Consider the following 15,042-nt stretch of genomic DNA (forward strand, 5'->3'; position numbering starts at 1 on the left):
CTATGAAAACTAAATTAAATTCAGAAATAAAATGGCATATAATTTTAGCTATATTTGTGGTGGTATCTCTTTTTCCAATAATATTTGCCATATCAAGTTCATTTAAAAGTTTAGGTGAAGCATACAATAATGTATTGGGGATTATACCTAATGAGCCTACACTAAATAATTATATGGAAGTATTCAAAAGACTAGCTTTTGCAGATATAACAGGTAATACTTTTTTTATAGCAACTATGGTTACATTATTTAAAGTTACAACATCTATTTTAGCAGCATATGCTTTTGTATACTTTGATTTTAAATATAAAAATATATTGTACTTTATAATGATAAGTACCATATTTATACCTTTCACAGTAACTATGATACCAAACTATTTAACCATATCTCAGTTAGGGTTAAGAGATAGTTTATTGGGAGTTATATTACCTCAGCTAAGTGATGCAACAGGGATATTCTTACTTAGACAGTCTATGAAAACTATACCTAAATCACTTATTGAAGTTACAGAACTGGAAAATATAAGTCATTTCAAAAGAATGAGAGATATAATTGTTCCAATGGTAAAACCAGCAATAATTTCAACCGGAATAATGTTCTTTATAAACTCTTGGAATGAATATGTTTGGCCGGTATTAATATTAAAGACGAAGGAAAACTTTACACTACCTTTAGCACTACAATTATTTATAAGTGCAGAAGGTGGTACTGACTTTACTGTGGCAATGGCTGTATCAGTTATAACAATGATAATACCTTTAATACTATATATAATATTTCAAAAACATATTATAAATACTTTTACATCATCGGGAATAAAGGGATAGGAGAGAATTATGAAAGAGATTGTATTTGAAAATATATGCAAAAGTTATGGTAAAACACAGGTTGTTAAAAATTTAAATTTAACTATAAAAGAAGGGGAAAGATTAATTATCCTAGGCCCATCTGGTTGTGGGAAATCTACTACTTTAAGAATGATAGCTGGTTTAGAGCAACCTACATCAGGAAAAATATATATGGATGGTAAATGTGTAAATGAAGTAAAAAGTGGTGATAGAAATATAGCTATGGTATTTCAGAACTATGCATTATTCCCTCATATGACAGTAAAAGAAAATATAATTTATGGACTTAAAGCTCATAAAATACATAAAGATGAGATTGAAGAAAGACTAAATGCAGCAGTTAAAATGCTAAAACTAGAAGGATTAGAAGATCGTAAACCTAAGGACTTATCTGGTGGTCAACGTCAAAGAGTTGCCCTTGCAAGAGCTGTAGTAAAAAGAGGTGATTTCTTCTTATTAGATGAGCCATTATCTAATCTTGATGCTCAATTAAGAGGTCATGCTAGAAAAGAATTGGTAAAAATTCATGAAACTTATAACCAAACTTTTATATATGTAACTCATGATCAAGTGGAAGCAATGACTATTGGAGATAGGGTTGCTTTAATGAATAAAGGTGATCTACAAATGATTGATACACCACAAAATGTATACAATAAACCAACAAATATATTTACAGCTAAATTTATAGGTTCACCATCTATGAATATATTTGATGTTGACTATAAGAATAAATTTATTAAATTAGATAATCAAAAAATAGAGTTATCAAATAGTTGGGTAGAGCTTGTGGAATCAAATAAAATAAATGAGTTGTCTTTTGGGGTTAGACCAGAACACGTTGAAATATCTAGTGAATGTTTACCAAACTCATTTAAAGGAATTGTAAAATATATTGAAGACTATGGAAATAAAATAGGTGTATATTTTGAAATAGAAGGGAATGAAGTAATTGCACTAGTTGATGATAATAAATTTAAAAATGGTGATGAAATATACTATAAACCTAATTTTGAAAAAATACATTTATTTGACCGAGAAACAACTATGTCAATTGGATATCCAAAGGAGATATAAGAATGAATATTTATATAAGTACGAATATGTTTAAAGTGAATCAACTGGAAGAAGTATTTGATATAGTGGAGAATATTCAATACGAAAATATAGGGATAGAGTTATTTACAGAGTTTCATAATCATGAATTTATGAATGTAGTTAATAAGAATATGGATAGACTGAAAAAATATAAAATTTCACTACACGGTCCATATTATAAAACAGAACATTCTGCTCAAAATGGTTCTGATACTTATAATAAATCGAAAGAATATTTTATAGATGCTTTAAAATTATCAAAGGAATTAAATAGCTCATATATCGTGTATCATCATAACAACTGTAAAATACATGACAAAGAAAAGATGATTAACAATTCCAAAATAAATTTAGAAGAATTAAATGAATTGGGAAAATATTATAATGCCAATATAGTAATAGAAAATGCTGGTGTAATATCTAATCAAAATATGTTATTTGATCAGGACGAGTTTATCCAAATTTGCAAAGAAAGTGATAATAATGTATTAATAGATATTGGACATGCATTTGCAAATGGATGGGATATAGAGTATGTCATAAGAGAATTAAAAGATAAAATCGTATCTTATCATTTACATAATAATGATGGTAAAAAAGATAGTCATGAGTCTATATGTGCTGGAAAATTAAATATAGAAGAATTTTTAGAAATATATAAAAAATACACTAATAAAGCTGATTTAGTACTTGAATATAGTAAGGAGTATAGTGAAAAGAGAAATATTTTAATTGAAGACATAGATTATATGAAATCTATAATTAAATAGTATGTAAAAATGGAAATAAATATTAAAAACATTTATGAGTATAAAAATTGTAGCTTTAATTGTAGCTAATCATCTTCAACATTTAAATTTTCTAAAAGAGGATAAAAAACAATTTATAATATTAACTGTATAGAAATAAAAATAGCACTATAATTCCTTAAGAAAATGATTGCAAAGTAAAAACTGTTATGGTAATATAAAATAAACGAGAATAGAAATTAGGATGGTAATTGTTTTAGTACAAGCTAGACCTATTTATAAGTAATACAGGGATACTATACCCATTTTGCTTATAAATAGGTCTTTTTATTTTGGAGGATAAATAGATGATAATACATAGAATACTCAATAATAATGTTGTAATAATTCTTGATAAAGACGATAAAGAATGTGTAGTTTGTGGAAAAGGTATTGCTTTTAAAAAGAAAATAGGTGATAGTGTTGATAGTAAACAAGTTAATAAAGTGTTTATCTTAAAAGACCAGAGTATGAATGAAAAGTTTAAACAGCTATTGCTAAACATACCATTGGAGCATGTTAAAATTGCAGATGAAATAATAACTTTAGCAGAAGAAAGATTAGGTAAAAGATTAAATGATAGTTTAATAATTTCATTGAGTGACCATATACATACATCTATTACTCGCTATTATGATGGAATTGAAATTAAAAATGCCATGCTTTGGGATATTAAACGTTTTTATGAAGATGAATTTGAAATTGGTATGGACGCATTAGATATGATTGAAAAATCATTTAATGTTCGTTTGCCTGATGATGAAGCAGGTTTTATAGCTTTACATATTGTGAATGCATCTATGGATGAAAGTAATATGGAGCAAATTATAGATATAACACGTATTATTCAAGAAATATCTAATATTGTTAAGTATTATTTTAGAATAGAATTCGATATTAATTCAGTTTATTATTATCGCTTCATAACACATCTTAAATTTTTTGCTCAGAGACTAATTTTAGGAAAAATAATTGATGACGGAAGTAGTGATGGATTACTGGATGTTGTTAAGGTAAAATACCATACATCATATAAATGTGTAGGAAAAATTAATGATTATATAAAGAGTAAATATAACTATGAACTATCACTTGAAGAACAATTATATCTTACAATCCATATAGAACGTATGATTTATAAAAGTAAACGCTAAATTAATTAATATGCCTATATAGGTGTTTAAATATTAATAAATTATTTATATGAAAGGACGTGATTAATGATTATATTAGATTTGCATAAGTTATATAGTTTAGTTTTTTAGTTTGGATGGTAACATTAAGTTGGCTAGACCTTCAATTTTTAAATGTTAAATTAAAATGGAGGTAAATAAAAAATGGGAAAATACTCAAAATTAGCAGAAGATATTGTTAAAAATGTCGGTGGAAAAGAAAATATTATAGACTTAAAACACTGTATTACACGTTTACGTTTCAATTTGAAAGATGAGAGTTTAGCAAATGATGAAACTTTAAAAAATATGGATGGTGTCATTACTATTATGAAATCCATGGGACAGTATATGGTTGTTATTGGTGAGCACGTACCTCATGTATATACTGAAGTTTGTGAAAAAATAGGAATGCAGCCTTATGGTGGACAAGAAGGAGAAGACAGTAAAGAAAAGAAGTCAAGTTTATTTAATCGTGTATTAAATGTAGTTATGGGAGGAATGGGCCCTTGCTTAAATATGATCTGTGCAAGTGGTATTGTTAAAGGGATAACAACTTTATTAACTGTTTCAGGAATTATTAAGCCTGAAGATGGAATATACCTTCTTCTAACGGCAATAGGAGATGCAATTTTCTTCTATTTACCATTAATGCTTGGTCAAAATGTAGCCAAGAAGTTAGAAATGGATCCTTTCTTAGGATTCCTTATAGGAGCAATTATGTGTTATCCAGCAATTAATGGTGTAGATATTAATTTGTTTGGGCATGTATTTAACGCTACTTATACTGGATCATTCTTACCAGTGGTATTTATGATTGCGGCTGCGGCACCTTTAGAAAGATTTTTCAAAAAATATGTGCCAGAGCTTGTTAGTAATTTTATTGTACCAGTACTTGTATTAATAATTGTTGTTCCTATAGGATTTGTTTTAATTGGCCCTGCTGCAAATTTAATTGGGGTTGGAATTAATTTGGCATTAAATTCATTAATTGAAGTTAGTCCATTAATTGCAGGAACTCTTTTAGCAGGATTCTATCAAGTATTTGTATTATTTGGGGTAAGTGGTGTATTATACATGTTCCCATTTATGGATTTAATGCAAGGTATTCCTAGTCAATTAATGGCTTATACATTCTTTGCATGTTTTGCTCAAACTGGTGTTGTACTTGCAGTTTATTTAAAAACTAAAGATAAGAAGCTGAAATCAATCGCTCTTCCAGCATTTATATCAGGAATATTTGGGGTTACTGAACCAGCTATTTATGGAGTAACACTACCACGTATTAAAATGTTTGTTATATCTTGTATTGGTGCAGCAACTGCTGGTGTTGTAGTGTATTTTACTAATATTATGATGTATACATATTCAGGTATGGGTGTTATTGGACTATTAGGTTTATTAAATCCAGAAGGACCAGAAATATTACCACTTATCATAGCTACATTAGTTCCATTTGTCTTTTCTTTTGTAGTTGCATACTTACTTTTTAAAGATGACAAAGTTGAAGAAAAGTCAAATGATAAAGTTAAAAATCCAGTAAAAGAAACTATTTTTGCTCCTATAAAGGGAGATGTAGCGCCTTTAAAAGAATCTTCTGATGAAGCATTTGCATGTGAAGTATTAGGAAAAGGTATTGTAATTAAGGCAGAAGATGGTAAAGTTGTTGCTCCATTCGATGGAGTGGTGCGTACTTTATTCCCAACAAAACATGCTATTGGTATTGCGTCAGATAATGGTTGTGAGATGCTTATTCATGTTGGATATAATACGGTTCAATTAGAAGGTAAATATTTCGAAAGTTTTGTAACACAAGGAGATACGGTTAAAAAGGGTGATTTATTAGTATCTTTTGATATCGAGCAGATTAAAAAAGAAGGTTACAGTACGGAAACACCTGTTGTTATTACTAATACTGATAATTATTTAGATATTATAGAAACAAAAAATAAAAGTGTAGAGGCTGGAGAAGAGCTTCTTACAGTTATACATTAGGAGGAATATAATATGAGTTTTCCAAAGAATTTTTATTGGGGCGGTGCAACAGCTGCTAATCAATGTGAAGGTGCATATAATGTAGATGGAAGAGGACTAGCAAAAACAGATGTTACAACTGCTGGTACAGCTACAACGCCACGTGGTATAACTTATCGCTTACCAAATGGTGAGACTGGGATATCACCTATGTTTACACCATATCCAAAGGATGCAAAAGGTACTATTTTGGATGGATACTATTATCCAAATCACAATGCAATTGATTTCTATCATCATTATAAAGAAGATATTGCTTTATTTGCTGAAATGGGATTTAAGATCTTCCGTATGTCTATTTCATGGTCAAGAATATTTCCTAATGGAATAGAAGATGAACCTAATCAAAAAGGTATTGATTTCTATCGTAATGTATTTGAAGAACTTAAAAAATATAATATTGAACCTTTAGTGACAATTTCTCATTATGATACACCACTGTATTTGGAAGAAGAATTAGGTGGATGGAAAAATCGCCAACTTATTTCATTATTTGATCGCTATACAGAAGTATTATTTAAAGAATTTAAAGGCTTAGTTAAATATTGGCTGACTTTTAATGAAATTAATAGTCTTTTAATGTATAAGGATTTTATGCCTAATATGTCAAAAGAGGATATAGCACAAAACTATCAATGTTTACATAATCAACTTGTTGCAAGTGCTAGAGCTGTAAAACGTGCACATTCTATTGATACACAATATCAAGTGGGTTGTATGATGGCAGGGGCGTGCTCATATCCATTAACGTGTGACCCAGCAGATGTATTAAAGAATCAAAAGAAAATGCAAGATAATTTCTATTATTGTGGAGATGTTATGGTGCGTGGGGAATACCCTGTATTTGCAAAAAGAATATGGGAAGAAAATGATGTTAAGTTAGAATGTACGGAAGAGGATATTAAAGATTTAAAAGAAGGAAAAGTTGATTTCTTTACTTTTTCATATTACTCAACTACTTGCACTTCAGCAGATGAAAGTGTAGCTAAAGATGGTTTAGGTAATTTCAGTCTTGGTTCAAAAAACCCATATATTCAATATTCTGAATGGGGATGGGGAATGGACCCTATAGGTTTACGTTATTATTTAAATGAAATCTATAATCGTTATGAAATTCCAGTGATGGTTGTGGAAAATGGATTAGGAGCTATAGATGAACTTACAGAAGATAAAAAAGTACATGACCAGTATCGTGTTGAATATTTAAGGGAACATATTAAAGCCATGGAAGGCGCTTTAGAGGATGGTGTGGATTTAATTGCATATACACCTTGGGGATGTATTGATTTAATCAGTGCTTCTACTGGGGAAATGAAAAAACGTTATGGTTTTATTTATGTAGACCTTGATAATCAAGGTAACGGAACAATGAAAAGATATAAAAAGGATTCATTTGATTGGTACAAGAAAGTTATAGCTACTAATGGTGAAGATTTAGAATAATGAAAAATCATGATATAGAGATATAAGTGTTTGAAAAAAGAACAAGTATATATCATGTAGATAAGTGTATATGTATATAAAATGGTGGAGATGATTTTTACTGAATTATCTCCACTGTTTTCTTAATTTACTTAAAATAAATATCACTTTTTTAGTAAGTAAAAAAATACTCTTAAAGCTCAAGAGAGCTCCGTATACAATTGGTGAGCTTTGTGATTATAATCAAAAATGATATATAGGATTAGATGGATGCATTGTCTATGTTCATGCATTTCATTTAAATAAATAAGAACCATTGTCCAATATTTACATATGATATATAGAACAATATTTATATCAAAAAAGGAGAATCAACAATGGACAGAAATTATTGGCAAGAATATTGGGACAATTATTATAAATTTATGGCTGTATATCTTAGAGAGGTACAAAATGCATATCCTAATGCAGATATTACAAATGAATACTTAGAAGCTGCTAGTTTATTTGAGCCTTCGATGCCTCTTGAAGATTATGAGAATTACGATGAATATGACGATAATGATTATGATTATGACTATTCACAAACAGATGACGATCCACCTTTTATATTACCTGGTGGCGGACCATCTGGTGCACCTTTTATATTACCTGGAGGAGGGCCATCTACTACACCTTTCATATCACCTGGTGGTGGACAATTCACTATAAATAACTGTAGAAGGATGGCAATAGTTAGGATAGAAATGAGAAGAGGCTTCAACCCTTCTAACTTCTTTATGGTAGTAGATAGAGCTGACAGAAGGAGTATTCAAGGATTTAGAATAGCTTGCGAAGGCGGTAGAATTAGATTTGTACCAATGGCTGTAGAATATAGAAATATTAACCTTATAGAATGCGCATTCTAGGTTAAATTTAATAAGAGGTATTCAAGTAATATAACTATGTAATACTTGAGATACCTCTTATTATTTATAAGTATCTTTTATATAACCGTGATTCACTAGTGTGGATCTAAATTATTTCTATAAGAATTCATCACATCTTTAAATAATTCAGCAACAGAAGGTGGTGTCCAGGTGATTGCATTTGCACCAGCAGCTATGGTTTTTCTTATACTTTCTTCAGTAGGTCCACCTGTTGCTATTATTGGAAAATCAGGATAAGCATTTCTAATTTTTGCGACTATCCTAGGTGTATCAGCAGAAGCTGATACGTTGAAAATAGTTGCACCAGCATCTATTCTTTCTTGAATATCTGTATCATCATTCACTATAGTAACAACAACAGGGATATCTAATGCATCAGATAAAGCTGTGACTACATCGTTTGTTGTTGGAGCATTAACAACTACACCTATAGCACCTTGCAATTCAGCATTGGTTCCTAATACAACTGAACGAACTCCCTTTGTAAGACCTCCACCAACTCCTGCAAAAACAGGAATATCAGAAGCCATAATAATAGATTGTGTAATTATTGGCTGAGGTGTAAATGGGTATACTGCTATTACAGCATCTGCATTTACATTTTTTATAATAGCTAAGTCAGTTGAAAAAACAAGAGACTTAATTCTTTTTCCGAAAATATTTATACCACTGCATTCTCTAATGACTTCAGGAACACGTAAAAATGATTTTCTAAGTGTACCATCTATTGATTTTGGTCTTTGCTTCATAGATAAAATCCTCCTCAAAAATATTGAATTTATAATATTTGTGTATTTAATAGTAAAATATTTTTATCTTTAATTATAAATGAGATATCTTAATTTTCCTACATTTTTATTGTTAAATGTTATTTTATTTTCTAATTTATACAAATTTCGCTATTTTAAATTGATAAATTATAAGGAGATAAAAGAAAAATTTATTTATTAAGTATAGAGTTTATAAAATTTAATGAAAATAAGTTTAAATTAGACTAATTTTTGAGTGTTTATATCAGATTTTTAGATTAAACAATATAAGAAATCAAAAAAACTCAATAGAGAAGTATAATTCTCCATTGAGTTTTTCAATTAACTTATTATTTTGAGTAAAACTCTACTATTAGTATTTCGTTTATTTCTATTGGTACCTCATTTCTTTCAGGCATTTTAATAAGTGTACCTGCAAAGTTTTCTTCATCCTTCGCTAAATAAGGATATACTACTAGTGATCTTTCTTGGAAGTTAGCTTTAAACATTTCATTGTTTCTTGATTTTTCTCTTAGAGAAACAGTATCTCCTACATTCACTGAGAATGAAGGTATGTCTACCTTTTTCCCATTAACTAAAATATGTCCATGAACAACCATTTGACGAGCTTGTCTTATAGAGTTTGCTATACCTAACCTATAAACTATATTATCTAATCTACATTCTAACATTTGTATTAAAGCTACACCTGTAGATTCTTTAGACTTTTCAGCCTTTTTATAATAGTTTCTAAATTGTTTTTCTAATACTCCATAGTAAGCTCTAAGTCTTTGTTTTTCTAGTAATTGAAGTCCGTATGGTGAAAGTTTTTTATCTGCTCTAGATGTTCCTTTCACTGCTCTGTCCATTGCTTTAGGATGTCCACATACATTTAGTCCTAATCTTCTACATTGTTTAAATCTTGGTCCCATCATTTTTGCCATTGCTTTGTTCTCCTTAAAAATTATTTATTTGCCGCGATAATTTTTAAAGCCAATATAATTATATCACTGGATGAGTTAATTGTAAATGATTTTCATTAGCGATTAGCTTGGTTTATAATAAAAATCATTTAGTCATATTAATATATAAATTTATATAGAAAAAGAATCTAGGTGTAGACTCCCAGATTCTTTCTTACAATTAAGAGTAAATTTAAAGTTAAAAAATATAAAAGTATCTACATAATATTAAGGTGTTTTATGGCTTTTATAGTAAATAATTTTATATCATGCTAAAGTTTCTTATTTTTAACTTTGATTATATTTTACCATAATGATATTGTTTTGTAAATGATAATTATTATCATTTGTTATTTTTATTTTTTATAATTATTGTATATATTAGATATTAACTAGAAAATTAAAAAAGTATAGGGGTATTTTGTAAATTTATATTTGTGCTACAACAATAGTAAATACATATTTTCAAGTATAACAAAATTATAAGTGCAAATACTTTATACAAAGAGGTGAAAATATGAGACAAAATCGTAGAATAAAAGAACCTATAGTATCAATAACGAAAGCATTAACAGAAGGAAACTCTTTAGAAAAGGCTTTAAATTTACTACCTATTGATGAAATTATACAAAAAGGAGACAAGGTAATAATTACACCAAATTGGGTGAAGGATGAAGAGGCAAAAGATGGAGTTGTAGTTGGACCTAAAACCTTACAAAGACTCATACAATATGTAAAAACAAAAGAACCATCAATTATATACATAGCTACAGGCTCTGGAGGAGTTGAGACTTCTCAAGTGATGACAAGTGTAGGATATGATAAAGTAATAAAAGAGGAAAATGTTGAATTTATAGATATGAATTATGGTCCATTTATTGAATTAAACTTAAATCATCAAATAATCAAAACTACACCAATAAATAAAATTGTAGAGGAAGCAGATGTGATAATATCATTTACACAGCTAAAATATCATGAAGAAGCGACTGTTACGGCAAGTATTAAAAATATTGCTATGGGTTATCCTCCTGCAAGTGTACATGGATTTCCGAAGAAAAAAACAGGAATACATGAAGACCTACATGGATTTATAAGAAGTATGGCTAAGAAGATTCCAATAGATTTAGCTATAATAAGTTTGGATAAGGCTATGATAGGTACAGGTCCTATATTTGGTCAGGCAGTAGATACTCCAGGTCTTATAATAGCATCAACAGATCCTGTTGCGGCAGATAGTGTAGGTGCTAGATTACTTGGATTTTTACCACAGGGAGTAAGTTATTTATATGGACTTTATAAGGATGGATTAGGAGAAGCTAACCCTATAAATATGACTATAAAAGGTCTGGATTTAATAGAGGCAGAGAAAATTTTTAGCAAAGCTGCTTATGGTAATAAAGATAGTATAGTGGATAGAGACAAGTTAAAAGATATTCATGGATAGGAGGGAATAATAATTAAAAATAAAAAACTAAATAAAGGATAAGTTATTTAGTTGCAAATGATATTTTAGATAATGAAACTGATAATATTAAATTTAATAAATAACTGTATCTTAGGCTCAAATATATTTAGCTCAGCAAGATACAGTTATTTTTATTTATAAATAATCAAAAAATTAGATAGCCATAGCTTAATTTTTTAATAAAATTTATAATGACTTCTATGAGAATACTGTTCATTTACTTTTAAAATAGGTGAAGGTAAATAGCTAAATTCCATGGCATTTGGAACTGATTGTGTCTCAAAGCATATTCCGCTATACTTGCTTATTACCCCACATTTTGAAATATTATCTACAATAGAATTCCCAGTGTATATTTGAGCACCGCATTGGTCAGTATATATATCCATAGATAAACTATTATCAGGAGCTATCAAAGTACCAAGTCTAGTGTAATACGTAGTTGATGGATTTATATAAAAATGATGGTCTATATCCATAAACTTCGTGGCTTCATTTATTTCTTTGTAAATTGAGAAGTCAAAAGGAGTATTGGTAGTTTTTATGATATTACCATTTGCTAGACCATCATCATTAGTGTCCATATAATAGTCGCTATTTAGTTGTAATTTATGAGTTAAAATATCACCTTTACCCATAAGATTAAAGTAAGAATGATTAGTAATATTTATAGGACAATCTTTATTAGTATTAGCAAAATATTCTATTGTAAGAGTGCTATTTTTGAAAGTATACTTTACTTTTAACCACAAATCTCCAGGAAACCCACTGTCTCCATCTTTAGATAATAATGATAGAATTATAGAGTTTTCAGTAAAGTCATCGACTTGAAAAATACATTTATCGAATCCGTTTTCTCCTCCATGAAGACAATTACCATTGTTATTTCTTGCAAGAGTATATTTATGACCATTTATATAAAAACGACCATTTGCTATCCTATTTGCATATCTACCACAAACTGCGCCCATAAAAGTTCTGTTTTCCTCTTGTTCGTATTGATTTATATTATCAAAACCTAAGACTACGTCTACTAATTCATTATTTTTATTTTTAACAACTAACGACTGAATGGTAGCGCCATAGTTTAGTATATTTACATAGTTTTCATTATCAAATAGAGAGTAACAAAAGACCTCTTCATTAGATTTTGTTATTCCAAAAAGTCTTTTTTTCATATTATTTATCCCCTTAACCCTTTAAAATTAAATATTAATATTTTCTTTAATACAAATATCTACAGAAACATAATTACACTCTTCTTTAGGCAACTCACCAGTAGATAAATAAGAAAATAATATATCTAAAGGTTTTGAACCTTGTAATTTTGGCTGTTGACAGATAGTAGCTTTTATAAGTCCCTTTTCAATCATTTCTCTAGTAGTAGGAACACTATCGAAGGCGATACTTGTAATATGATCTTCCTTATTGCAAGAAATAACTGCACGGCATCCACCATAAACACCACCTGCAACAAAGAATAATGCATTTATATCTTCGTTTTTTAGTAATTTTGAAGTAAGCTCAAAACTTTGAATATCATCGTCATTATTGTATATTGTTTCAACAATATTTATATGAGGGTAGTTATTTTTTATACATTCTTTAAAACCTTCTATACGTTGACTATGACACATAACATTTTCTGAACCACTTACTATACCTACATTAACTTTACCGTGAGTTATTATGTTCATTAACCCAGCAGCTGTTTTTCCAGAAAGATTGTAGTTGCTTCCTACATATGCAATTCTCTTAGAATTTTCAATATCAGTATTTAGAGTAACTACAGGAATACCCATGTTATACAGCTCATTTATTTTATTTGCTATTCTTTTATTATTGTATGGTGCAAGGGCAATTCCATTAACACCCTGTTCAACTAAAGAATTTATTGCTTCCAATTGTTCGTCTATACCCATAGGTATGCATTTGACTTCTATATCACAGTTATAACCTTCTAACTCTTTCTTTTTTTCATTAATTCCTATTATTACTTCATCAAAAAATGGATTTGTAGTTCCAAATAAGATTACTCCAAGTTTTAATTTCTTTTTTTGTGCACTTAAAATAAGAGCAGCACGATTTGGTTTATAATTAAGTGCATCTGCAATTTCCTTAACCTTACGAGCAGTATCAGGATTAACCATGCCACGATTATTTAGAACTCGGTCGACTGTTCCACGAGATACTCCTGCCAATTCTGCAATTTCTTTTATCGTTGCCATATCAAACTCCTTCATTATTATTCAGATACAGTAAAAATATCATATTTAAATATAAAAGTCAAATGTGCACGAGAACATAAAAAATAAAAACGTTGTTGATATTTAGGAAATATATAATTATAATTAAAGTGTGCTCGAACACATACAAAAAATAGGGAGGAATAAAGATGTTGTACATAGGAGTTGATTTAGGAACATCAGGAGTCAAGTTATTGTTGATGGATGAATCAGGAGCGATTAAAAATATTGTGTCAAAAGAGTATGCCTTATCTTTCCCAAAAAGTGGATGGTCAGAACAAAATCCACAACATTGGTATGAACAATCTATATTAGGAATTAAAGAATTAATAGAGCCTTTTGACAAAAGTAAGGTAGCTGGAATAAGCTTTGGTGGTCAAATGCATGGACTTGTAGTATTAGACGAAAATGATAATGTTATTCGTCCAGCTATTCTTTGGAATGATGGCCGTACTGGAAAGGAAACAGAATACCTTAACAATGTTATAGGTAAAGAAAAGTTATCAAAGTATACTGCAAATATAGCTTTTGCAGGATTTACAGCTCCTAAAATATTATGGATGAAAGAAAATGAGCCTAAAAATTTTAATATGATAAATAAGATAATGTTACCAAAAGATTATCTTGCATATAAGTTAACTAACACATTTTGTACAGATTTTTCAGATGCATCTGGGATGCTTTTACTTGATGTAGAAAATAAATGTTGGTCAAAAGAAATGATGGATATTTGTGGTATAGATGAAAAACAATTACCACAAATTTATGAAAGTTATGAAGTAGTAGGTACTATTATACCTGATATTGCTAAAGAACTAGGATTAAGAGAAGACCTTAAAGTAATTATAGGTGCAGGAGATAATGCAGCTGCTGCAGTAGGTACTGGAACAGTAGGAAATGGTATGTGTAACATATCTTTAGGTACTTCAGGAACAATATTTATTTCAACTGAAAACTTTGATGTAGATGAAAATAATGCACTTCATTCTTTCGCGCATGCAGATGGGAATTATCATTTAATGGGATGCATGTTAAGTGCAGCATCTTGTAATAAATGGTGGATAGAAGAAATATTAAAAACTAATAAATACAATGAAGAATTAGGAAATATAAAAGAGTTAGGTAAAAATAAAGTATTTTTCTTACCGTATTTAATGGGAGAAAGGTCACCTCATAATAATCCAGATGCTCGTGGGTGTTTTATTGGTATGAGTATGGATACTACTCGTGAAGATATGTCACAAGCAGTACTTGAGGGTGTTGCCTTTGCCTTAAGAGATAGCTTTGAAGTAGCAAAATCTCTTGGAATAAACATAGAAAGTA

Annotated in this window: 13 protein-coding genes; 9 read left to right on the forward strand and 4 right to left on the reverse strand. The window is 29.3% G+C overall.

The window, feature by feature from the left end; all coding sequences use genetic code 11:
* The 7 genes from J7G74_RS04445 to J7G74_RS04475 form a co-directional block, all read left to right on the forward strand.
* Positions 1–830 (forward strand): carbohydrate ABC transporter permease (locus J7G74_RS04445; protein WP_297132375.1); only part of this gene is annotated, 830 nt, incomplete at its 5' end.
* 9 nt (positions 831–839) lie between these two features.
* Positions 840–1,928 (forward strand): ABC transporter ATP-binding protein, encoded by a 1,089-nt coding sequence (locus J7G74_RS04450; protein ID WP_297132376.1) that lies wholly within the window; start codon positions 840–842, stop codon positions 1,926–1,928.
* A 2-nt stretch (positions 1,929–1,930) separates the two neighbouring features.
* Positions 1,931–2,719, forward strand: a complete 789-nt coding sequence (locus J7G74_RS04455) for a sugar phosphate isomerase/epimerase family protein (RefSeq protein ID WP_297132378.1) — start codon at positions 1,931–1,933, stop codon at positions 2,717–2,719.
* 326 nt (positions 2,720–3,045) lie between these two features.
* Positions 3,046–3,891 (forward strand): BglG family transcription antiterminator LicT, encoded by an 846-nt coding sequence (licT, locus tag J7G74_RS04460; RefSeq protein WP_297132379.1) that lies wholly within the window; start codon positions 3,046–3,048, stop codon positions 3,889–3,891.
* 183 nt (positions 3,892–4,074) lie between these two features.
* Entirely contained in the window at positions 4,075–5,904 is a 1,830-nt protein-coding gene (locus J7G74_RS04465) for a beta-glucoside-specific PTS transporter subunit IIABC (protein ID WP_297132381.1), read from the forward strand.
* Between the two features lie 12 nt (positions 5,905–5,916).
* The gene (locus J7G74_RS04470) at positions 5,917–7,386 is read left to right on the forward strand and encodes a glycoside hydrolase family 1 protein (protein ID WP_297132383.1); all 1,470 of its coding nucleotides are present in this window, start codon (positions 5,917–5,919) and stop codon (positions 7,384–7,386) included.
* Between the two features lie 356 nt (positions 7,387–7,742).
* Positions 7,743–8,273, forward strand: a complete 531-nt coding sequence (locus J7G74_RS04475; RefSeq protein WP_297132385.1) for a hypothetical protein — start codon at positions 7,743–7,745, stop codon at positions 8,271–8,273.
* Between the two features lie 95 nt (positions 8,274–8,368).
* Here J7G74_RS04475 and J7G74_RS04480 read toward each other — a convergent pair whose 3' ends face one another.
* On the reverse strand, positions 8,369–9,043 hold the full coding sequence (locus J7G74_RS04480; protein WP_297132387.1) for a hydrolase: 675 nt from the start codon (positions 9,041–9,043) through the stop codon (positions 8,369–8,371).
* A gap of 350 nt (positions 9,044–9,393) precedes the next feature.
* Positions 9,394–9,987, reverse strand: coding sequence for a 30S ribosomal protein S4 (gene rpsD / locus J7G74_RS04485; protein ID WP_297132389.1), 594 nt, complete (start codon positions 9,985–9,987; stop codon positions 9,394–9,396).
* A gap of 535 nt (positions 9,988–10,522) precedes the next feature.
* On the opposite strand from rpsD, the gene J7G74_RS04490 reads away from it, so the two are divergent.
* On the forward strand, positions 10,523–11,452 hold the full coding sequence (locus J7G74_RS04490) for a DUF362 domain-containing protein (RefSeq protein ID WP_297132391.1): 930 nt from the start codon (positions 10,523–10,525) through the stop codon (positions 11,450–11,452).
* Between the two features lie 197 nt (positions 11,453–11,649).
* On the opposite strand, the gene J7G74_RS04495 is transcribed toward J7G74_RS04490, so the two are convergent.
* Both J7G74_RS04495 and J7G74_RS04500 read right to left on the reverse strand, forming a co-directional pair.
* The gene (locus J7G74_RS04495; protein ID WP_297132393.1) at positions 11,650–12,651 is read right to left on the reverse strand and encodes an aldose epimerase family protein; all 1,002 of its coding nucleotides are present in this window, start codon (positions 12,649–12,651) and stop codon (positions 11,650–11,652) included.
* Between the two features lie 27 nt (positions 12,652–12,678).
* Positions 12,679–13,701: a LacI family DNA-binding transcriptional regulator gene (locus J7G74_RS04500; RefSeq protein ID WP_297132395.1), complete on the reverse strand. Its 1,023-nt coding sequence runs from the start codon at positions 13,699–13,701 to the stop codon at positions 12,679–12,681.
* Positions 13,702–13,868: 167 nt separating this feature from the next.
* On the opposite strand from J7G74_RS04500, the gene xylB reads away from it, so the two are divergent.
* Positions 13,869–15,042: xylulokinase (gene xylB / locus J7G74_RS04505; RefSeq protein WP_297132396.1), on the forward strand; the 1,174-nt coding region annotated here is incomplete at its 3' end.

The organism is Terrisporobacter sp. (assembly GCF_017888745.1).
GTDB lineage: Bacteria > Bacillota > Clostridia > Peptostreptococcales > Peptostreptococcaceae > Terrisporobacter.

What these genes read in the sequence shown, in the direction of transcription:
- J7G74_RS04450 (WP_297132376.1), top strand. Translation starts at nt 840, where the DNA reads ATGAAAGAGATTGTATTTGAAAATATATGCAAAAGTTATGGTAAAACA.
- J7G74_RS04455 (WP_297132378.1), top strand. Translation starts at nt 1,931, where the DNA reads ATGAATATTTATATAAGTACGAATATGTTTAAAGTGAATCAACTGGAA.
- licT (WP_297132379.1), top strand. Translation starts at nt 3,046, where the DNA reads ATGATAATACATAGAATACTCAATAATAATGTTGTAATAATTCTTGAT.
- J7G74_RS04465 (WP_297132381.1), top strand. Translation starts at nt 4,075, where the DNA reads ATGGGAAAATACTCAAAATTAGCAGAAGATATTGTTAAAAATGTCGGT.
- J7G74_RS04470 (WP_297132383.1), top strand. Translation starts at nt 5,917, where the DNA reads ATGAGTTTTCCAAAGAATTTTTATTGGGGCGGTGCAACAGCTGCTAAT.
- J7G74_RS04475 (WP_297132385.1), top strand. Translation starts at nt 7,743, where the DNA reads ATGGACAGAAATTATTGGCAAGAATATTGGGACAATTATTATAAATTT.
- J7G74_RS04480 (WP_297132387.1), bottom strand. Translation starts at nt 9,043, where the DNA reads ATGAAGCAAAGACCAAAATCAATAGATGGTACACTTAGAAAATCATTT.
- rpsD (WP_297132389.1), bottom strand. Translation starts at nt 9,987, where the DNA reads ATGGCAAAAATGATGGGACCAAGATTTAAACAATGTAGAAGATTAGGA.
- J7G74_RS04490 (WP_297132391.1), top strand. Translation starts at nt 10,523, where the DNA reads ATGAGACAAAATCGTAGAATAAAAGAACCTATAGTATCAATAACGAAA.
- J7G74_RS04495 (WP_297132393.1), bottom strand. Translation starts at nt 12,651, where the DNA reads ATGAAAAAAAGACTTTTTGGAATAACAAAATCTAATGAAGAGGTCTTT.
- J7G74_RS04500 (WP_297132395.1), bottom strand. Translation starts at nt 13,701, where the DNA reads ATGGCAACGATAAAAGAAATTGCAGAATTGGCAGGAGTATCTCGTGGA.